The 20,118-nt window shown below is 70.3% G+C and carries 17 protein-coding genes; 7 read left to right on the forward strand and 10 right to left on the reverse strand.

Annotated elements, in window-relative coordinates:
* Window positions 1-149: 149 nt before the first annotated feature.
* From ACXKZF_RS04040 to ACXKZF_RS04050, 3 genes are read left to right on the forward strand one after another with little or no spacing between them, the layout of a single operon-like run.
* A complete protein-coding gene (locus ACXKZF_RS04040; RefSeq protein ID WP_488985456.1) occupies window positions 150-1,166 on the forward strand; it encodes a Bug family tripartite tricarboxylate transporter substrate binding protein in 1,017 nt (338 codons plus the stop codon).
* Entirely contained in the window at window positions 1,163-1,714 is a 552-nt protein-coding gene (locus ACXKZF_RS04045) for a tripartite tricarboxylate transporter TctB family protein (RefSeq protein ID WP_055958561.1), read from the forward strand. Before ACXKZF_RS04040 ends, ACXKZF_RS04045 begins: the two co-directional genes overlap by 4 nt.
* Window positions 1,715-1,726: 12 nt before the next feature.
* Window positions 1,727-3,388 carry a tripartite tricarboxylate transporter permease gene (locus ACXKZF_RS04050; protein ID WP_243222894.1) on the forward strand — a complete coding sequence of 554 codons (1,662 nt, stop codon included), beginning with the start codon at window positions 1,727-1,729 and terminating at the stop codon, window positions 3,386-3,388.
* A 126-nt stretch (window positions 3,389-3,514) separates the two neighbouring features.
* Here ACXKZF_RS04050 and ACXKZF_RS04055 read toward each other — a convergent pair whose 3' ends face one another.
* The 10 genes from ACXKZF_RS04055 to ACXKZF_RS04100 all read right to left on the reverse strand — a co-directional run bounded on the left by ACXKZF_RS04055 (window position 3,515) and on the right by ACXKZF_RS04100 (window position 17,555).
* Window positions 3,515-4,441 carry a class C sortase gene (locus ACXKZF_RS04055; RefSeq protein ID WP_488985457.1) on the reverse strand — a complete coding sequence of 309 codons (927 nt, stop codon included), beginning with the start codon at window positions 4,439-4,441 and terminating at the stop codon, window positions 3,515-3,517.
* A 29-nt stretch (window positions 4,442-4,470) separates the two neighbouring features.
* Complete coding sequence (locus ACXKZF_RS04060; protein WP_488985458.1) at window positions 4,471-5,985, reverse strand: SpaH/EbpB family LPXTG-anchored major pilin; 1,515 nt, start codon at window positions 5,983-5,985, stop codon at window positions 4,471-4,473.
* Window positions 5,986-6,056: 71 nt separating this feature from the next.
* Window positions 6,057-10,394 carry a DUF7933 domain-containing protein gene (locus ACXKZF_RS04065; RefSeq protein ID WP_488985459.1) on the reverse strand — a complete coding sequence of 1,446 codons (4,338 nt, stop codon included), beginning with the start codon at window positions 10,392-10,394 and terminating at the stop codon, window positions 6,057-6,059.
* Window positions 10,395-10,908: 514 nt separating this feature from the next.
* Window positions 10,909-11,676, reverse strand: a complete 768-nt coding sequence (locus tag ACXKZF_RS04070; protein ID WP_488985460.1) for an alpha/beta hydrolase — start codon at window positions 11,674-11,676, stop codon at window positions 10,909-10,911.
* A gap of 151 nt (window positions 11,677-11,827) precedes the next feature.
* On the reverse strand, window positions 11,828-12,979 hold the full coding sequence (locus ACXKZF_RS04075) for a mannitol-1-phosphate 5-dehydrogenase (RefSeq protein WP_243222899.1): 1,152 nt from the start codon (window positions 12,977-12,979) through the stop codon (window positions 11,828-11,830).
* On the reverse strand, window positions 12,976-13,413 hold the full coding sequence (locus tag ACXKZF_RS04080) for a PTS mannitol transporter subunit IIA (protein ID WP_055958551.1): 438 nt from the start codon (window positions 13,411-13,413) through the stop codon (window positions 12,976-12,978). Before ACXKZF_RS04080 ends, ACXKZF_RS04075 begins: the two co-directional genes overlap by 4 nt.
* A 101-nt stretch (window positions 13,414-13,514) precedes the next feature.
* On the reverse strand, window positions 13,515-15,179 hold the full coding sequence (locus ACXKZF_RS04085; protein WP_243222900.1) for a PTS mannitol transporter subunit IIBC: 1,665 nt from the start codon (window positions 15,177-15,179) through the stop codon (window positions 13,515-13,517).
* Window positions 15,180-15,232: 53 nt separating this feature from the next.
* On the reverse strand, window positions 15,233-16,918 hold the full coding sequence (gene ptsP / locus ACXKZF_RS04090; protein ID WP_488985461.1) for a phosphoenolpyruvate--protein phosphotransferase: 1,686 nt from the start codon (window positions 16,916-16,918) through the stop codon (window positions 15,233-15,235).
* A gap of 15 nt (window positions 16,919-16,933) precedes the next feature.
* On the reverse strand, window positions 16,934-17,209 hold the full coding sequence (locus tag ACXKZF_RS04095) for an HPr family phosphocarrier protein (RefSeq protein WP_055958544.1): 276 nt from the start codon (window positions 17,207-17,209) through the stop codon (window positions 16,934-16,936).
* A 19-nt stretch (window positions 17,210-17,228) separates the two neighbouring features.
* Complete coding sequence (locus ACXKZF_RS04100) at window positions 17,229-17,555, reverse strand: PTS sugar transporter subunit IIB (RefSeq protein ID WP_055958541.1); 327 nt, start codon at window positions 17,553-17,555, stop codon at window positions 17,229-17,231.
* Between the two features lie 189 nt (window positions 17,556-17,744).
* Here ACXKZF_RS04100 and ACXKZF_RS04105 point away from each other — a divergent pair, with 189 nt between their 5' ends.
* The 4 genes from ACXKZF_RS04105 (at window position 17,745) to ACXKZF_RS04120 (ending at window position 20,072) form a co-directional block, all read left to right on the forward strand.
* A complete protein-coding gene (locus tag ACXKZF_RS04105; RefSeq protein WP_488985462.1) occupies window positions 17,745-18,074 on the forward strand; it encodes a PadR family transcriptional regulator in 330 nt (109 codons plus the stop codon).
* Window position 18,075: 1 nt separating this feature from the next.
* The gene (locus tag ACXKZF_RS04110; protein WP_488985463.1) at window positions 18,076-18,435 is read left to right on the forward strand and encodes a DUF1048 domain-containing protein; all 360 of its coding nucleotides are present in this window, start codon (window positions 18,076-18,078) and stop codon (window positions 18,433-18,435) included.
* Between the two features lie 90 nt (window positions 18,436-18,525).
* Window positions 18,526-19,314: an ABC transporter ATP-binding protein gene (locus ACXKZF_RS04115; RefSeq protein WP_488985464.1), complete on the forward strand. Its 789-nt coding sequence runs from the start codon at window positions 18,526-18,528 to the stop codon at window positions 19,312-19,314.
* A complete protein-coding gene (locus ACXKZF_RS04120; RefSeq protein ID WP_488985465.1) occupies window positions 19,311-20,072 on the forward strand; it encodes an ABC transporter permease in 762 nt (253 codons plus the stop codon). Before ACXKZF_RS04115 ends, ACXKZF_RS04120 begins: the two co-directional genes overlap by 4 nt.
* Window positions 20,073-20,118 lie beyond the last annotated feature (46 nt).

The raw sequence follows: 20,118 nt of genomic DNA on the forward strand, positions 1-20,118 counted from the left end.
ACGCGTCGGGTGCAGGCCGGCGCGCGACCAATAGTTGCCGAAGTCGTCGTTAGTTGCACAAGCGCGACGGCCGACTTCGGTGCTGTCTACGGTGAGCCATCAGCGGGGAGGCGACGGCGCCTCCTCGAACTCGAAGAGGAGTACCGCGCATGCGTCGCACCACCATCGCCCTCGTCCCCCTGGCTGCGCTGTCGCTCGCGGCGCTCACCGGCTGCAACCCGCAGGGTGCGGGTGCCGGGGGAGCGGCCGCCTCCGACGACGCCGCCTCGATCGACTCCGTGAACATCGTCGTCCCCGCCGACCCGGGCGGCGGCTGGGACCAGACCGGTCGCGCCGTCTCGGATGTGCTCACCGGCGACGGCCTGGTCGGCACCGCGGCGGTCAGCAACGTCGGTGGCGCCGGCGGCACCGTCGGCCTCGCCTCGCTCGCGAACGAGCGCGACCCGTACACCCTCATGGTCACGGGTCTGGTGATGGTCGGCGCCGTCGAGACGAACGCCGCCGAGAACCGCATCGAGGACACCACCCCCATCGCCCGCCTGACCGAGGAGCCGCTCGTCGTCGTCGTGCCCGCCGCGAGCGAGTTCCAGACGCTGAAGGACCTCATCGACGCGGTCGTGGCCGACGGTCAGGGTGTCACCATCACCGGTGGCTCCGCCGGCGGTGCCGACCACATCCTCGCGGGTCTCCTGCTCGAGGAAGCCGGACTCACGGGCGCCGACATCACCGAGAAGCTCAACTACGTGCCCAACGCCGGTGGCGGCGAGGCCGTGTCGCTGCTGCTCGGCAACAACGCCGCGGCCGGCATCTCGGGCGTGGGGGAGTTCGCCGAATACGTCGAGTCGGGTGACCTGCGCGCCCTCGCCGTGTCGAGCGAGGAGGCGGCGACGCTGCTGCCCGACGTTCCCACCATGACCTCCGAGGGCTTCGACGTCGTCTACACCAACTGGCGCGGCCTGCTCGCCCCCGGCGGGATCAGCGAAGCGGATGCCGCGGGCCTCACCGCCCTGGTCACCGAGATGCACGAGTCGGGTGCGTGGAAGACCGTGCTCGAGGAGCGCGGCTGGACCGACGCCTTCCTGACGGGTGAGGACTTCACCTCGTTCGTCGACGAGAACATCGTCGACGTGTCGGGGACGCTGAAGAACATCGGGTTGGTCTCGTGACGACCACCGAGACACCGGGGGCGGACACCGTCCGCCCCCGGTGGGGCGCCGAGCGCATCGGCAACGCGATCTTCGCGGCCGTCGTGTTCGGTCTCGGCGTCTTCGCGCTGGTCGGGGCCTTCGCCATCCGCGTCCCCGCAGGTCAGGCCATCGGCCCGCAGGTGTTCCCCTTCGCCGTGGCGGTGATCCTGCTCGGCTCCGGTGCAGCGCTGGTGATCTCGGCCCTCCGGGGCCAGGTGGCGCCGCGCGAAGAAGGCGAAGACATCGACCCGGATGCCAAGACCGACTGGTGGACGATCCTCAAGCTCGTCGCGCTCCTCGTCGCCGTCCTGCTGCTGCTCGAACTGCTCGGCTGGTGGATGGTCGCGGCCCTCCTGTTCGGCGGCGTCGCCTGGACGCTCGGGGCGAAGCGCCCCTGGGTGGCCTTCCTCGTCGGGCTCGTCATCGGCATCGGCACCCAGCTCCTCTTCGGAGAGGGCCTGGGCCTCTTCCTTCCTCGCGGGGCCGCCTTCGACTGGTGGTACGGCCCCGGACCCCTGTTCGGCTAGGAGACCGTCGACATGGATTCTGTGAACTCCCTCCTGGAGGGCTTCGCCACCGCGCTGCAGCCGGAGTACCTGCTGTTCGCGCTGCTGGGCGTGGTCATCGGGACCGCGGTCGGGGTGCTCCCGGGTATCGGCCCGGCCATGACCGTGGCACTGCTGCTGCCTCTGACCTATACGCTGTCGCCGACGGCGGCGATCATCACCTTCGCGGGCATCTACTACGGCGGGATGTACGGTGGCTCGACCACCAGCATCCTGCTCAACACCCCGGGTGAATCGGCATCCGTCATCACCGCCATCGAGGGCAACAAGATGGCCAAGCTCGGTCGCGGGGCTGCGGCCCTGGCGACGGCGGCGATCGGCTCGTTCGTGGCCGGCACCATCGCCACGGTGCTGCTGACCCTCTTCGCCCCCCTGCTCGCGCAATTCGCGGTCAACCTCTCACCGGCCGACTTCGTCGCCCTCATCGTGGTGGCCTTCATCACCGTCGGTGCGTTGCTCGGTTCCTCGCCCGCCCGCGGACTGGCCTCGCTCGGCATCGGCCTGCTCGTCGGCCTCATCGGCACCGAGGCGACCACCGGCCAGGCGCGGTACACGATGGGCGTGCTCGCGCTGTCGGACGGGGTGAGCGTCGTGCTCGTGGCCGTCGGGCTGTTCGCGGTGGGCGAGACCCTCTACGTCGCCGCGCGCCTGCGGCACGGACCGATCCCGGTGATCCCGGTCACGCGGGGCTGGCGCAACTGGATGACGCGCGAGGACTGGCGGCGCTCGTGGAAGCCGTGGCTGCGCGGCACCTTCATCGGCTTCCCCGTGGGCACCATCCCCGCCGGTGGCGCGGACGTGGCGACCTTCCTGTCGTACGCGAGCGAGAAGAAGCTGTCGAAGAACAAGGGACAGTTCGGGCGCGGAGCGATCGAGGGCGTCGCCGGACCCGAGGCGGCCAACAACGCCGCCGCGGCGGGCGTTCTCGTGCCGCTACTCACCCTGGGCCTGCCGACGACGGCCACCGCGGCCATCATCATCACGGCCTTCCAGTCGTACGGCATCCAGCCCGGGCCGCAGCTGTTCCAGAACCAGGGCGACCTGGTGTGGGCGCTGATCGCGAGCCTGTACATCGGCAACGTGCTGCTCATCGTGCTGAACCTGCCGCTGGCGGGACTGTGGGTGAAGGTGCTGCAGATCCCGCGGCCCTACCTCTACGCCGGCATCCTCACCTTCGCGGTGCTGGGCGCGTACGCGGTGAGCTTCTCGACGCTCGACATCGTCATCCTGCTGATCGTCGGCGCGCTGGGGTACTTCATGCGGCGCTTCGGCTTCCCGATCGCCCCCCTCATCGTGGGGTTGATCCTCGGGCCCATGGGCGAACAGCAGTTGCGCAAGGCGCTGCAGTTGAGCCAGGGCAACGTCGCCGATCTCGTGCTGCACCCCTTCGCCGCGTCGGCGTACGTGCTGCTGGCGGTGTTCCTGGTCGTGGGTCTCTGGCTCAAGCGCCGGCAGAGCCGTTTCGAGCGGGCGCTCGAGGCGTCGCTCGCCGCCACCGAGGGGCACCCGCAGGCCGGGGTCGACCATCTGTGGGAGTCGGGTGAGCGCCCGACCGATGTGCGCACCGAGTCGATCCGCGCGGAGCTGGCCGCCGAGAAGGCCCGCGCTGCCCGGGAGGAGCCGCCCCGCGAGTAATCGCGCGACCCGCCGCGACGTGCCCAGGACACGCGGATGCCGAGCCACGGCATCCGGGGTGTCCTGGGCATTCGTGCGTTCAAGGACGAGCAGGGATCACGGAGTGGGCGCGGGGCGCGCGGGGGCTCAGGTACGCCGGACCATGCGGCGCGGGGGCCGACCCGCCCACCAGACGTAGACGCCCGCCGCCAGGACCGAGGCCGCGAGGACGAAGATCCACCACGGGAACGTGGGAATGTCGGGGTGGGCGCCCGCTCCGTCGATCTCGGACTGCGGAGTCGGGATGACGCGCTCGCCGGTCACGAGGATGCGATGGCTGTTCACACCGAGCGGCGTGCAGGTCACGAGGGTGACGAGGTCGCGACCGACGACCGGGGCGAGAGACTCGGTGTCCTCCGGCTCGACGACGCGCGTGTCGACGACGCGATAGACGAGAACCTCGCCGAAGACCTCGATGGTGAAGGTGTCGTCGAGGCCCACGCGGTCGAGGTGGGTGAACAACTCGGCGGTCGCGAGTCCCCGGTGCGCGGTCAGCACCGAGTGCGTGGTCTCCCCGCCCACCGGGAGAGCGGTCCCCTCGAGGTGACCGACTCCCTCGTACAGCACCTGCTCGCTCGTGCCGTGATAGATGGGCAGGTCGACCTCGATGGCGGGGATCTTCAGCCGGGCCATGAGGCCCGCGGCATCCGATCGCAGTCGCTCGGCGTAGTCGCTGGTCTGGTCGGGGGAGTTCGCCAGGGGGAGGCGCTCGTTCGCGGCGATCTCGGCTCCGCCGTCGATGAGGCCGGAGTTGTACGCCCGGGCGGCGTCGAGCTGGTCGGCGAGCGTGTCGGCGCCGAGGTCGCGGATCTGGTTCGAGTACCCGTCGATGACCTGCGACTGCACGTACTGGGCGAACCAGGCGGCCACCGTCGGGTACATCAGCAGGCCCACCCCGGCGAGGGCGCCGACCGCGAGCACCAGCGAGATCAGCGAGAGCTTCCATCTCGGACGCCGCAGGTCGCGCCGCAGCGGAGCCGACGAAGGGGACGACGATGCGGCGTCCTGCCGCACCGTCGCCCCCCTCTTCACAGCGCTATCGCTCAGGCCGGGGCCTGCACCGCGCGGGTGCGGCGACGCGACACGACGAACGCCGCGCCGACCATTGCGGTCAGCAGAGCAGCGCCGCCGACGCCGAACCACAGGCCGCCGTCGCCACCGGTGATGGGCAGGGCGAACGCGGGCACCTGGTTGTGGGCGAACTCGACGTAGTTGCGCACGGGCGCCGTGGTCGAGGTCGGGCCGGGCACGACCGCGGTCAGGATGCGGTCGGGCGAGGGCAGCTGGTACCCGGTCGGGGGCACCGTCTCGCGCACCCAGTAGTTGCCGGGCGTGATGATCGGCACGATGACGTTGCCGTTCGCGCCGGTCGTCCAGGTGGTCTCGCCGTTGATGACGATCGGGTTGGCGCCGTTGATGGCATCCTGCTCCGTGAGGAACACCTGGTAGACCGCCCCCGCGAGCGGCACGCGGGCGCCGTTCGAGGTGGTGTAGGCCGACACGGTGAGCTGACCGATCGGCGTGCTGCCGGTGACCTCCTCGGTCGAACCGTTGACGTTCGCGCGCGCGGTGTTGACGATCACGCCGCTGGCCGGGATGGCCGTCGCGCGCGTCAGCACATTGAACGTCACGGTTCCGCCCTGGAAGCCCGCGAGACGCGTGCGGCCGGCGGCGGTGAAGTCCAGGGTCAGGGTGCCCCCGGTGTTGGTGATCGTGTAGTCGGTTCCCTCGGTGAACGTCTGCGCGGCGCCGGCGGCATTCGTGACCACGACGTTCGAGGGGGCGACTCCCGCGGGAACGGTGGCAGCCGTCAGGTACGTCAGCTCCGACGGCAGGACGTCGGTGAGGGTGAACACGTCGATGGCGTCACCGGTCGCGAGGGTCGGGATCGACGAAGCGATGGCCCAACGGATGAGGTCGGGGTTGCGCTGCTCGACGGATCCGGCCGGGGCGGGAACGCGCGTCTTGGTGAGCTGGGTGACGGCGTTCTTCGGATAGACGTGCACGTCGTAGATCCACTGGTTGGCGGGCGAGCCCGCACTGCCGGTGGGCGTCGGCAACGTCACCAGGAACGGCGCCGCCGGGTTGGTGGCGGTGGCCGGCAGCTGGGTCTCGGTGATCAGGTACACGCCGATGGGCAGGCCGGTCGGGTACAGCGCCGGGTCGGGCGAGAACGTCGCGACACCGGCGGTGTTGGACACCGACGACACGAAGCTCACCGTGTTGGGACGCTGGGCAGCCTGGGCCGGTGTCAGCGAGGCCGCCTGCGTCCACCCGGCGGCCGTGGTCAGGTCGACGCCCGACACGAGCGTCGCGGTGAACTGCGCTCCCGCCAGCGGGTCGGCCGGCGGCGTGGCCAGCTGCTGGCCCGTCGAGGTCGGGTTCAGCGGCGTCGTGGGTCCGAGCGCGTGCTTGTGCAGCGTGAGGGTGCGGTTGACTGTCGAGTCGATGTTGCCCGGCAGCGTCACGGCCGATGCGGGAGCGACGGCCCCGACGGCGGTGAGGGCCCCGAGCGCGAGGACGCTCAGGACGGTTGCCGCTTTCTTGCGGATGGACATGGTGGTTCCTCTCGGAAGGTGGAGTGTGATGCGGAAGGAGTGCGGTCGGCGGTATCGCGCGACGGGAGGGCTCACGTCGGAAGGCTCCCTCCCCTGCGTCTGCGATGGATCACGGCGCCCACGACGGTGAGGGCGAGCAGGAGGCCTCCGGCGATGACGAACGTGTCTGCGCCGACACCGCCCGTGAGGGGCAGGACGGGGCCCACGACGGGGGCGTTGACGAAGCGGTAGATCGCGCTCTGGCCGGCAGCGGGAGCGGTGATGCTGCGACCGGTGACCGTGGTCCACGTGGAACCGTCGAGGCGCTCGAGGCGAAGCGTCAGATAGGCCAGCCGTGTGCCCGCGACGGTGGGCGCCTCCGACAGGGTGTAGCCGTGGCCCGGGCGCACCTCGAACGTGCTCGCCGCGTTGCCGGCGACGGGGTCGTACGCGGCGCCCACGCGGCTCTGCGTCGGCAACAACGCGCCGGCGAGGGCGGCGGGTGCGGCCGTGACGGTCCAGGTGGAGGGGACGAAGCCGGCGCTGGGAGCGGTGACGTCCTTGAGTACCGTCATGGTCGCGGTGGCATTGGTGACGGTGCAGGTGACCGCGGCGCCCGTGCGCAGCGTCACGTCGTTCGCCGCCGTGACGGCCACGGCCGCCCCCGTCGACTCCACGCAGCGCCACGTACCGACCTGGACGTAGGCGGCGTTCGTCCCGGTCTCGGCCAACCGGTAGGCGCGGGCGGGCGAGACGGGGACGTTCGTCGCCGCGGCGCTGCCCGTGCGGCCGGAGGGTCCCGCGAGCGCGCCGGTGGGGGCGGTTGCGGACAGCGTCCAGTCGGTCGCGGGAGCCGAGCCCGACGAGACCGTCTTCACCAGGGTGAGAGAGGTGATCGACTGATTGACGAGGGTGCACGCGACGACCGCCGAGGGCCCGACTCCGGCGATCGAGCCGCTGACTACGCCGCCCGCGGTCGTGAAGGTGACCGCGGTGGCGGCGCCGTTGACCGTGCATGTACCGCTGACGAAGGTGAAGCGCGTCTGCTGCACCTCCGAGATCGTGAGGGTGGCGCGGGATGCCGCGGAGCCGAACAGGACGCTCCACACGGCGTTGCCCGCGGCGTCGCTGGTCTGGCGCGGCGCCTCGCTGGGGAGCACGGTGGCGGTGCCGACGGTGGCGACGGCGGCCGCCCCCAGGCTCCAGCCGGCCGCGGGTGTCGACTGGCCGGTGGCCGGGTCGAGGACGCGTTTGGTCACCGTGACGGTGGCGACGGGTGCGGGGGCGTTGAAGAAGGTGCAGACGACGTTCGCGCCGAAGCGGTCGGGCATCGTGATGGTCGTGCTGGTGGCGCTGGCGGTAGCGATCCGGATGCCGTCCGTCCAGCACTCCAGACGGACCGTGTAGGCGCCGATGGCCGACGTGGATCCTGTCGCCATCGTCTCCGATACCGTCAGCGTCGAGCCGATGGTCGCGGGGAAGGGGCCGACCTGTGCGGCCTGGCGGCCGGTGGTCGTCCCCGTGGTGGTCGCTGTGCCGAGGGCACCGCTGGCGTCGGCGAGGGTGAGCTGGAACTGGTCGGCGGTCGCCGCCCTCCCGACGACGTTCTTCTGCACGGTGACCGTGCCGGGGCTGTTGCAACTGGCCAGGTCGGTCGAGGCGAAGTCGATGCGAGGGCTGCCCGAGACGCGCGTCCACGTGGTCGGGTCGAACTCGTAGGTGCTGGTGTTGCTCGACAGGTAGACCGTGCCGCGGGGGGAGAAGGCGATGCCGTTGACGCTGCCGAAGACCGGTGTGGCATCCAGTCCGACCAGGGTGCGCGTCGTCGAGGTGCTGACGACGAGGGTGCCGCCGGTGGCACCGGCCAGGACGTCGGCGGTGACGGTGAAGATGGCGGCGCTGCTGGCGTTGTTGACCGTGGCGGCCCCCAGGATGTACAGGTTGCCCCGGTTGTCGAATGCCATATCGCCGTTGCCATTGGGCGCGGAGCCGGCGCTGAACGAGCCGAGGTAGACGAAGCGGGATGCCGCGGGGGCGGACTCCGTGAAGCTCCACAGGTAGAAGGACCCGTTGTTGTACTTGCCGAAGAGATAGCGGCCGGTCGCGAGGTCGATGGCTCCGGCGACGATGCTGCCGCCGATCGCCGTGCCGGCGCGGTCCGCCGTGGTGTAGGCCGTGTTCGCGAGCGTCTCGAAACCGCCGGTCGGCGACCACTTCAGCACGGATGAGACGTTCGCGGCGTCGGTCGATCGATTGAGGGCGTAAGCGCCGGTGCCGCCGGCGGCGACACCGAGCGAGTTCGCTCCGGTGACGTTTGTCCAGGTGCCGACGGTGGCCTGTCCGCCGCCTGCACCGTCGGCCTGGATGAGCGCACCGTTCGTCGTGACGCCGTAGAACAGGCCGCTGTCGCAGAACAGGCGCGGCTGCTGCACCGTGTTGGTGAACGTGCACACGACTTCGGCGCCGTCGTCCGCCGGCATGGTGAGCGGACCCGAGCGCGAGCTGCCGGCCGCAACCACCGTTCCTTCACGGGTGCACTCGTACGAGCTCGCGTATCCGAGCGCGGCACCGGCGGTGGGCACCTCGGCGATCGTGTACGTGGCGCCGGACTCGACGATCTGACGTGACACCTGCGCCGACTGCAGCCCGGTCGCGGTGCCGGTGGTCGTCGCCGACGCGACGACGGTGGTGCCACTGCGCAGAGACAGCGTGAACTGATCGGTGGAGGCGAGGCGCGCGGGCAAGTTCTTGCGGATGGTGAGACGCGAGGCGGGCGTGACGGTCAGGGTCGCGGCATCCGGAGCGAGGAGAGGGGTGACGACGTTGCCGGGCACGTTGGTGTAGGTGCCCTCGGTGGATGCCACGACGTTCACCGTGATCGTGCAGGAGGACGCGCCGGTGGCCAGGTCCCCGCCGACGACGGAGATGCCGGAGGATCCGGCGAGAGCGGTGACGGCGAACGTTGTTCCGGTGACCTGGGCGCAGGTGCCGCCGACCGCGGGGGCGGGAGCGACGGTGAGGCCGGTGGGGAGCGTGTTCGAGAACGTCCAGTCGCTCTTGGCGATGGCGTCGGATGTGTTGGTGATCGTGTAGGTCAGCGTCGAGGCGGTTCCGACGGGGACACTCGCGGGGCCGAACGACCAGTCGAGGCTCGGGGTGACATCGAGCACGCGCAGGTTGTCGACGCCGAACCCGCTGCCGGTGCCGGTGGTGGTGTTGGTCACGCGCACCTGGGCAGCGGCGATCTGCGCGGGCGTGAGGAGGGCGGCCGAGGTACCCGTGAAGGTGGCGGCACGCGCCGAGGTGGTGACGGCGGGATCCAGGAGTCCGCCGGATGCCGTTTGCGTGGGGGATGTGTAGAAGACGTTGCCCGTGATCGCGCACGGGTTGACGGCGGTGGCGAAGGGAGCCAGCAGCGTCGTGGTGCCCGAGAACAGGGAGATCGACAGCGCGGGTGCCGCCGTGGTGCTGCACGGTGCGGCTGCTGCGTCGAAGCGCAGTGTGTAGTACCGCGATCCGGCGGCGCTGATTCCGATTCCGCTCGCGGTCTGCGCCACGGTCGTGCTCGTGACCGCCGCGTAGGGGAGATTGACGAGCGCGTGGTTCGCGCGTGTCGTGGCGGTCGAGCCGTTGGCGGGCGCCGTTGCGGTGGTCGAGCCCGTCGTGCCGGTAGCGACCTGGCCGAGGACGTCGGCGAGACGGCGGACCTCTCGCGCTGAGGCCGTGGACACGGGGATGTTCAACAAGGACTGGCTCGGGCAGAACTGCGCGTTGGGGTAGACCGCCGAGTAGTTCACCAGCACGCCGGTGCAGGTGGTGCCCGTCGCCCACCCGGTCGAGACGGTGTACCGCCCGCTCGCGTAGGCGGTGATCGAGGACGGGGTCGTGGTGTTCAGGCCCTGCTCGAAGGTTTCGAGCCACGCCTCCGCGGGTGCCTCGGGAATCCCCGCCGCGAGGATGCCGACGCTCGAGCGGGTGACGCGCGCGTTCGCGGCGGGGGGAGCGCGTTCTCCGGCGTCGGTTGTCGCCCGGCCGGACGGCGGAACGGATTCCGTCGTCCTCGTGCTCGCGCTGGGCGACGGGGTCGGAGTCGTCCCGGCCGAGGGAGCGGCGGGTGCGGGCGTGTCGTCACCGGGATCGGACGTCGTCGGGACGTGATCGACAGGCTCGGTGCCGGGAGTCGGTGACGGCGTCGCGGTGCCGGAGGCCGAGGGTGACGACGACGCGGTCGGTGCGGAGGTCGGCGCGACCGGGTCGGAGACGGCCGCCGGAGCGGACTCCGCGGGGGACGGCGTCGGGGTGATGGTCGCCGCAGCGCTGGCCGTCGTGGCGCCGGAACCGAGCAGCAACGCCAGCACGGCCACCGCGGCGGCGGTGGATGCGGCGCGCAGGCGTCGGGGACGCGTGACGAAGCGACGGGACGAGAACATGGGCCTCTCGCGCGACGGACGGTGTCGCGTGGGGTGTCGGATCTGGACGGGGCAACTCGATGAGGAGCTCGCGGCGAGCAATTAAATATCCAGCATCCATTGATTCATTGAGAGCCTCAGGACCGGTACGTCCCAAACTATAGAGCAAGGAATCGGCCGTTACGCAACCTTTTCGGACAGTGTCCGAAGCTTTCTTTTTGTGTCGCAAAGATGTCCAGAATGCCCCTCGAATCATCGCCTGAAAAGCAAGGGAGGACAGGGATCTGCCTCGCGCATCCCGAATCATAAGAGTCTGGAGATGGTTCACCCGGTGAACGGAACCCGTCGGTATTTGACGGTCATCGTGTGATCTCTCACCGTCGTCGTGCCCGCTGAGGAATGGACGACGGCGGCCTTGACTCCGGCGTGGAAGACCGCGTCGGGAATGAGCGGAGAACTCACCCTGACGTCTCCGTGTCATCGCGGCGGCGATGTCGCGCCCGGAGAGAGAGCACGCTCTCGGCGCCGGCCCCGTTCAGCTGCGTGGCAGAAACCCGCCCAGCTCTTCCGCGATGACGCGGTCCACCTCTGCAGGCTCGGCAGTCGGCGTGCCGTCGCCGGGCTGCGGGCCGTACGCGCCGAAGGAGGCGTGCGAGGCGCCGGGGATCTCGACGAACGTGGCCGACGCCGGCAGCTGTGCCTTGGCATCCGCGATCTTCTGCGGGGTGCTGAGGCCGTCCTCGGAGCCGGAGAGGCTCAGGACCGGCAGCTCGGATGCCGACAGGTCGTTCGCGCAATACGAGGCGAAGAGCACGAGTGCGTCGGCGTCGGAGGCCAACTGGCACGCGCGGACTCCGCCGAGGGAGTGGCCGCCGACCGCCCACGTGGTGACGTCGGGGGCGAGGTCGGTGAACGTCGACAGCGGCCGCGGATCGAAGAACGCGAGGTTCAGCCACGGGCGGGTGATGACGACCGTGATGCCGTCGTCGACGACGGTGTCGGCGAGGGTCGCGATGTAGCCCTCGGCCTCGACCTTCGCGCCCGGGATGAACACCAGACCCTGGCCGGTCGCCCCGGTGGTGGGGGAGAGGACGATGCCGGCGCCGTCGTCGCTGATCGTCAGCCCCGGGTCTTGTTCCGCCTGGGCGAGGGGGCCGGGCTCGGCGCCCATGACGCCCACTTGGGTGTAGATCAGGATGCCGCCGACCAGGAGTACCACGAGAGCCCCGATACCGCCGAGGACCCACCGCACCCACCGACGACGACGGGGGCGGGTCGCGGACGGGAGCTCACGGTCGGTCACGTCCCGAGCGTAAACCCCGGGACCGCCGCGGTGACGGGCTTGCGGGCGGGGCTCCGCACCCACCCGACGGCGGTGGGGCCGGGCCGAACGACAGCCGCCCGATGCGGCGCACTCGGCGACGCATCGGGCGGCGGTGTCCCAGCGGGACGGTTCAGTCGGCCAGCACGGCCTGGCGGGCCGCGACGACCTCGACGATCCGGGCCGACAACGGGTGCGTCGCGTCGAGACCGGTCACCTCGGCCGTGAACGCCTCGGCGTCGAGCTCGCGCAGCAGGCGCTGCAGCTCGACGGCCTGGGCGTCCTCGGCATCCGAGAACTCGAGGGCGGCGGCCATCGCGGCGACGAGCGCGTCGACGGGCAGACCCCGCTCGACGGCCTCGGCCGCGGGACCGACGAACCGCTCGTGGCGCGAGAGCTTGCGCAGGGGCTGACGGCCCACGCGCCACACCGTGTCGGGAAGGGCGGCGTTGCGGAAGCGCCGCAGGATCGTCGCGCGGTACTCGCCCTGCACGCCCGCATCCAACTCGTGCTTCTCGACCAGCAGAGCGCTGGTCTCCTCGAGCGCCGCCTCGACCTTCGCCGCGATGGCGGGGTCGGCGAGGGCGTCGGAGATGCGATCGATGCCCGCCTGCGCGCCGAAGTACGCCGTGGTGGCGTGCCCGGTGTTGACGGTGAAGAGCTTGCGCTCGATGTAGGGCTCGAGGTCGTCGACGAAGTGCGCACCGGGGATGTGCGGCGGGCTGTCGCCGAACGGGGGACGCTCGATGGCCCACTCGTAGAACGGCTCGACGGTGACGTCGACGCCGCCCTGCGCCTGCGCCGGCACGATGCGGTCCACCGCAGTGTTGGCGAACACGGCGCGGGATGCCAGGGCGTCCCACGACTCGCCCGCCAACGCGACCACGTGCTCGCGCAGCTGGTCGGTGGCGCCGATCGCGTTCTCGCACGCCATGATCTGCAGCGGCGCGAGCGAGGGGTCCCGAAGCGCCAGGCCCGCGACGATGTGCGGGGCGACGAACTTCAGGATCGTCGGGCCGACCGCGGTGGTGACCACGTCGGCCGTGGCGATCTCGTCGACGAGTGCCTCGGCATCCACGGAGCTGTCGATCGCGCGGAAGCCCGTCACCTGCTTGTCGACGCCGCCGTCCCCCACCTCGTGCACGGTGTACGACGACGCGTCGTTGATGGCCTGGACGAGGGCCGCCGAAACGTCGGAGAAGACGAGGTCGTACCCGCCCTCGTGCAGCAGGAGGCCGACGAAGCCGCGACCGATGTTGCCGGCGCCGAAGTGGACGGCCTTCATGCGTTGACGGACCCGGAGAGGGCTTCGTAGAGCTCGTCGGGGGAGGAGGCGGCCTTGAGGCGCGCGACATCGTCCTCCTCGGAGAAGAGGATGGCGATCTGCGACAGGATCTCGAGGTGCTCGTCGCCCTTGCCGGCGATGCCGACGACGAAGGTCACCGGCTCGCCGCCCCAGTCGACGCCGCCGTCGTAGCGGACGACCGACAGACCCGAGGTGAGGATGGCCTGCTTGGTCTCATTGGTGCCGTGGGGGATCGCGAGCTCGTTGCCCATGTACGTCGACACGGTCTCTTCGCGCTGCTGCATGGCGGAGAAGTACTCGGCGGTGACGGAGCCCGCGGCCTGCAGCAGGTCGGCGGCCTCTTTCATCGCCTCCTCGCGGCTGGCGCTCCCGGGGTGGATGCGGACGGATTCGATGCGGAGGACGTCTGACATGGTTCTCGCCTTTCTCGTCGTGCTGTCCAGCCTTGCAAATGACGGGCCGGACGGGAAGGCGGAGGGGCCGGGCTTGCGCGCCGGCCCCTCCGTGGTAGGTGTTACTTCGCGTCGTGCTGCGCGCGCACCATCTCCACGACCTCGTCGTACTTCGGCGAGTTCATGAAGTTGTCGACCGACACGTGCACCGAGTCGGGCGACTGCGCCTTCGCGCGGTCGGTGAGCTGGTTCTGCGTGATGACCAGGTCGGCCGAGCCGTCGAGGTTCGCGATCGCCTGGTTGGTGACCGTGACCCCGTCGAGGCCCGCCTTCTTGATCTTGTTGCGCAGGACGCTCGCGCCCATCGCCGACGAGCCCATACCGGCGTCGCAGGCGAACACGATGTTGTTCAACTGCTTCGTGGCGACACCGCCGCCGAGTCCGCCGAGAGCACCGTCGACGTCGCGGTCGGCCGCCTCGGTGGTGCCGGCGCCGGTCGTACCGGCAGCCCGCGTGCGGAGGGCGCCGAGGGTCGACGACTCCTTGCCCTTGTTGGCGGCGGTCTGGTCGATGGCTGCCGCGAAGCTGTCGCCCTCGGCCTCCTGGTCGCGCTTGCGCGAGGCGCGCAGGATGACGCCCGCCACGAGGAAGGTGACGACGGCTGCGACGACCACCGACAGGTAGACCACCAGGAGGTTCGCGGGTCCGGCGCCGATGGCGGCGACGGTGACGGCGATGATGCTGCCGGGTGCAGCCGGGAAGGCCAGGCCACCCTGGAAGATCATGTTCGTGGCGACACCCGAGGCGCCACCGGCGATCAGGGCGAGGATCGTCATGGGCTTGGCGAGGGCGTACGGGAAGTAGATCTCGTGGATGCCACCGAGGAACTGGATGATGATCGCGCCGGGAGCCGAGGCCTTCGCCGCACCCACACCGAAGAAGGTGAAGGCGAGGAGGAGACCCAGGCCGGGGCCGGGGTTGGCCTCGATGAGGAACAGGATCGACTTGCCGCTCTCCGCGGCCTGCTCGATGCCGAGCGGGGTGAATACGCCGTGGTTGATGGCGTTGTTGAGGAACAGCACCTTGGCCGGCTCGACGATGATCGACAGTACCGGCAGCAGGTTGAACTGCACGAGGAACGCCACGATGCTGCCGAGGACGGCGCTGATGCCGAGGAACACCGGACCGAAGGCGAAGAAGCCGACGATCGCGAGGACCATGCCGAGGATGCCGGCGGAGAAGTTGTTCACGAGCATCTCGAAGCCGGGGCGGATCTTGCCGTCCCACAGCCGGTCCATCTGCTTGGTGATCCAGGCCGCGAGCGGGCCCATGATCATCGCGCCGAGGAACATCGGGATGTTGGTGCCGACGATGACACCCATCACGGCGATCGTCGCCACGACGCCACCGCGCGCACCGTAGACGATGCGTCCACCGGTGTTGGCGATGAGCAGCGGCAGCAGGTACGTGATCATGACGCTGACGAGGCCCACGTAGCCCTGGTAGGTGGTGCCGTCTTCGGTCGCGGTGAGCGCGGTCATGGCGCCGGGCCAGTTGATGACTGCGGCGTCACCGCCGCCGCCGAGGATCTCGGCGACCGGCGACCAGTGCCAGCCGAAGGGGCTGTTCGCGCCGAAGAATCCGGCGGGGATGAAGAGCATGGTGATGAAACCCCATGCGATGAATGCCGCGATGTTCGGCATGATCATGCCGGAGAGGAACGTACCGAATCGCTGTACGGCGATCCGTGCTCCTCCCGGCTTCTTGGTGGCTGACGTCGTCGTCATTGCTGTGTCTCCTTGACTAGCGATGCGGCAGAGCCGCGGTTGGGGTGAGCGGCTTACACCGCGACGGGGGTCGAGGAGGCGGCCTGGGCCGCCTCACGGGCTGAGGCCGCGTCATCGGCGGTCAGGGCTGCCTCGGCGATGCGGCGGGCATCGTCGAGAGTGTGGGTGAGCAGGCTCGCGCGCACGTCGGCGAGGGCCGTGGGGGCCATCGACAGCGTGGTGGCGCCGAGTCCGACGAGGACGACGGCGAGCAGCGGATCGGCCGCGGCCTCACCGCAGATGCCGACGGGCTTGTCGTTCGCGCGGCCCGCAGCCCCGACCTCGCGGATGAGGCGGAGGACGGCCGGATGCCACGGGTCCTGGAACGACGCGACCGAACCGAGCAGACGGTCGGCGGCGAGGGTGTACTGCGTCAGGTCGTTGGTGCCGATCGAGGCGAAGTCCGCGATCTGCAGGATGCGGTCGGCCAGCAGCGCCGAGGACGGCACCTCGACCATCACGCCGGTGGTCTTCAGGCCGTAGTCCTTCGCCAGATCCGTGAAGTAGCGGGTCTCCTCGACCGTCGACACCATGGGCGCCATGACCCACAGGTCGGCGGGGCCGGCCTCGGACGCCCGCGTCGCGGCATCCGCCTCGGCGAGAGCCGTCAGCTGCTCGCGCAGGATGTCCTCGCTCGCACGCAGGGCGCGGAGGCCGCGAAGGCCTAACGCGGGGTTCTCTTCGTGCGCGTCGTTGAGGAAGGGGAGGGGCTTGTCGGCGCCGGCGTCGAGCACGCGCACGACGACCTTCTTGCCGGGGAAGGCGGCGAGCAGCTCGGTGTACGCCGCGCGCTGCTCCTCGACCGTGGGGGCGGAGCTCGAGCTCAGGAACAGGAACTCGGTGCGGAAGAGGCCCACGCCCTCGGCGCCCAGCTCGACGGCCTCCGACGCGCCACCCGGCTTACCGAGGTTCGCCAGCAGCGGGACCTTCGTGCCGTCGGCGAGGGCGCCGTCGGTGATCGGGGCGGATGCCGCGGCGGCCCGCGAGGCGGCACGGGTGAGCGCGCGCGCCTTCTCGTCGTCGGTCGGGTCGACGGTGACCACGCCCGCGGCGGCGTCCACGATGACGGACTGCCCGTCGACGAGGTCTTTGGCGCCGCTCGCGCCCACGACGGCGACGATCGACTTCTCGCGGGCGAGGATCGCGGTGTGCGAGGTGGGTCCGCCCTCGGTGGTGACCAGGGCCAGCACCTTGTCGAGGTCGAGCAGCGCGGTGTCGGCGGGGGCGAGGTCTTTCGCGACCAGCACGAACGGGTGGCCGGGATCGGGGATGCCGGGGGCGGCGACGCCGCGGAGGCGTGCGATCACACGCTGGGCGACATCGTCGAGGTCGGCGGCGCGCTCGCCGAGGTAACCGCCCAGGGCGACCAACTGCTCGCGGAAGGAGGCGAAGGCGTCGTGCACGGCGAACTCGCCGGTCTTGCCACTCGCGAGGCGGCTGTCGACCTCGGCTTCGAGGGTCGGGTCCTCGGCGATCATCGCCTGCGCTTCGAGCACGTCGCGCGCGGCACCGCCGGCCTGGGCCCCGCGGGCCTCGAGCTCACGGGCGACGGCGGCGACGGCCTCGCGCACGCGCGCCGTCTCGGCCTCGACCGGGAGGTCGCTCTTGGCGTCCTTCGGCGCGGGCAGGGGCTCCGCCATGCGCGCGATAGGTCCCTGGGCGACGCCCAGTCCGATTCCGACTCCACGGAGTTCCGTCATGTTCCTGTGCTTCCTTTACTCGGCGTCGTGGTCGGTGGTCAGCAGTTCGCTGAGGCGGTCGATCGTGGCTTCGGCGTTCGCGCCGTCGGCGGTGAGGGTGACGTAGTCGCCGTACTCTAGGCCCAGGGCGATGATGCCGAGGATGCTGGCCGCGTTGATCGGCTTACCCGCGTCCTTCGCGATGGTCACGGGGATGCCGGACTGCTTGGCCGCCTGCGCGAAGAGCTTCGCCGGACGGGCGTGCAGGCCGTGCGACGATCCGATGCGGACGGTGCGGGTCAGGTGCGGCATGGGGTCCTTTCCGTCGATCTCAGATCGTGTCCGCGGGCTGGCGGACGCGCAGCGCCTCTTCGACCAGGGCGAGGGTTCGGGTGCCGGTGACGTCGGCGAAGACGTCGTCGGGGAGCAGGACGACGGTGACGCTCCGAGCCGCGGCGGCGTCTCGGATGCGGTCGATGTCGGCGGCGAGGTGGGGCCCCACGAGCACGATGTCGGCGGTGTCGAGGTCGATCGGCAGAGAACGCGACGTTCCCGCCGACGCGGAGTGGTCGAGTCCGCGTTCGAGTGCAGCACGGCGCACGCGCTGCGCGACGAACGTGCTTGACGCACCCGCTCCACACACCACGAGGATCCTCATCGACCGGCCTTTCTCCCTCACGATTGTCCGCACCTCGTTCCCAGCCGACAACCAGGTTCGTTTCCCACCCCCCGGAACATGGATGCCGCGCCTTTCCGCGCGAGGTGCGGGAGGTGCTCCTATTCGGTGTTGCTAAGTAGCGGTAGTCAGCGTTACTCTGTAGCGGTAGTCAGTGACAGGGGGTAGCAGATGGGTAAGCAGGACACCGAGATGCTCAAGGGCGTCCTGGAGGGCGTCGTCCTCGCCGTCCTCGCGGCGCGACCCGCCTACGGGTACGAGATCACGGCAGATCTGCGTGAGCGCGGGTTCGCCGATCTCGCCGAGGGGACGATCTACGCCATCCTCGTGCGCATCGAGCAGCGCGGTCTCGTCGACGTCGAGAAGGTGCCGTCCGAGAAGGGCCCGCCCCGCAAGGTCTTCACGCTCAATGACGACGGGCGGGCACAGCTCGCCGATTTCTGGTCAACCTGGAGCACGCTCGCCGACAGGCTCGAAGCGCTCCGCGAGAAGGAGAAGTGACATGGCCTGGTACGAGAAGATCATCGGCGACCTGAGCGCCAAGAAGCAGTGGCGCGAGTACCGGCAGCGTGTGCACGCCCTGCCCGAGCCGTACCGGCGGACGGCCGCGGCGCTCGAGCGCTACCTGCTCAACCTCGGGCCCACCGAGAACACCGAGGGCCTCATCCGCATGGTGAGCGACCTCGCCGACCTGCTCGAGCAGGGGGCAGCGGATCGGACGCCCGTCCGCGACCTCGTCGGGGAAGACCCCGTCGTCTTCGCCGACGAGTTCATGGCCAACTACGGCGACGGCAGCTGGATCGGCCGCGAACGGGCACGTCTCACGCGTGCCATCGACGAGGCGGCCCGCCAGCAGGGCTGACCCGCCACGCCCGCACGTGCTCCGACACCCGGTCGGTCGGAGGCGATGGTCTCGTGCGCCCTTCGGCCGGTCGAATCGGAAGGAACATCCATGCCTGTCATCGAGACGACCCCCGCCATCCGCGTGCGGGGACTCGCGAAATCGTACGGCGACGTGCCCGTGCTGAGAGGCGTCGACCTCGACGTCGCGCGCGGCACGATCGTCGCCCTGCTCGGCTCCAACGGCGCCGGCAAGACCACCGCGGTCCGCATCCTGTCGACCCTCCTGGCCGCCGATGGGGGAACGGCCGAGGTCGACGGCATCGATGTCGCGACCGACGGGGCGCGGGTGCGCGCCGCGATCAGCCTGACGGGGCAGTTCGCCGCCGTCGACGAGGTGCTCACCGGACGCGAGAACCTCGCGCTCGTCGCCCGCCTCCGACACGTCATCCACCCGCGCCGCGTCGCCGACGAGATGCTCGCACGGTTCTCGTTGACGGATGCCGGTGGCCGCACGGCATCCACGTACTCCGGCGGCATGCGGCGTCGGCTCGACATCGCGATGAGCCTCGTCGGGAATCCGTCGGTCGTCTTCCTCGACGAGCCCACCACCGGACTCGACCCGCACGCGCGCATCGAGGTGTGGGATGCCGTCCGCGCGCTCGCCGCGGCCGGCACCACCGTCCTGCTGACCACGCAGTACCTCGAAGAGGCCGAGCACCTCGCCGATCGCATCGCGATCCTGCACGAGGGGCGCATCATCGCCGAGGGCACCCTCGCCGAACTCCGCTCGCTGTTCCCCGCCCCCACGCGCGAGTTCGTCGAGAAGCAGCCCAGCCTCGAGGAGATCTTCCTCGCCATCGTCGGTCCGACCGGCGCCACCGAAGCTGCGGCATCATGACCACCCACGCCCTCGCCGACACGGCGGTGCTCACCGGCCGGTCGCTGCGGCACATCCTGCGCAGCCCCGACACCATCGTGACCACGGCGATCATGCCGATCGCGATGATGCTGCTCTTCGTCTTCGTCTTCGGCGGCGCGATCGACACCGGCGGCACCGCCTACGTCGATTACCTGCTGCCCGGCATCCTGCTGGTGACCGTGGCATCCGGGATCGCCTACACCGCGTACCGACTGTTCCTCGACCTGAAGGGCGGCATCGTCGACCGGTTCCGCTCGATGCCGATCGCGTCCTCGAGCGTGCTGTGGGGCCATGTGCTCACCTCGCTCATCGCGAACGCGGCATCCCTGTCGCTCGTCGTGGGAGTCGCGCTGCTGCTCGGGTTCCGCTCGGGGGCATCGGTTGCCGCGTGGCTCGGGGTGGCCGGCATCCTGATGCTCTTCACCCTGGCCCTGACGTGGATCGCGGTCATCGCGGGACTCGCGGCGAAGACGATCGACGGTGCCAGTGCCTTCAGCTACCCGCTGATCTTCCTGCCCTTCGTCAGCTCGGCGTTCGTGCCCACCGACACCATGCCCGGGCCCGTGCGGTGGTTCGCCGAGAACCAGCCCGTCACCTCGATCGTCGACACCATTCGCGCACTGCTGTCGCAGCAGCCCGTCGGGGGCGGGATCTGGATCGCGTCGGCGTGGTGCGTCGCGATCCTCGTCGTCGCAATGGCCGTCGCGATCGCTCTGTTCCGGCGCACCGCGCGGTGAGGTGCTGCGCACGCGCGCGCGACGGTCTCGTTCCGCGCCGCGGGCG

The sequence above is a fragment of the Microbacterium sp. ABR10 genome (assembly GCF_057812175.1).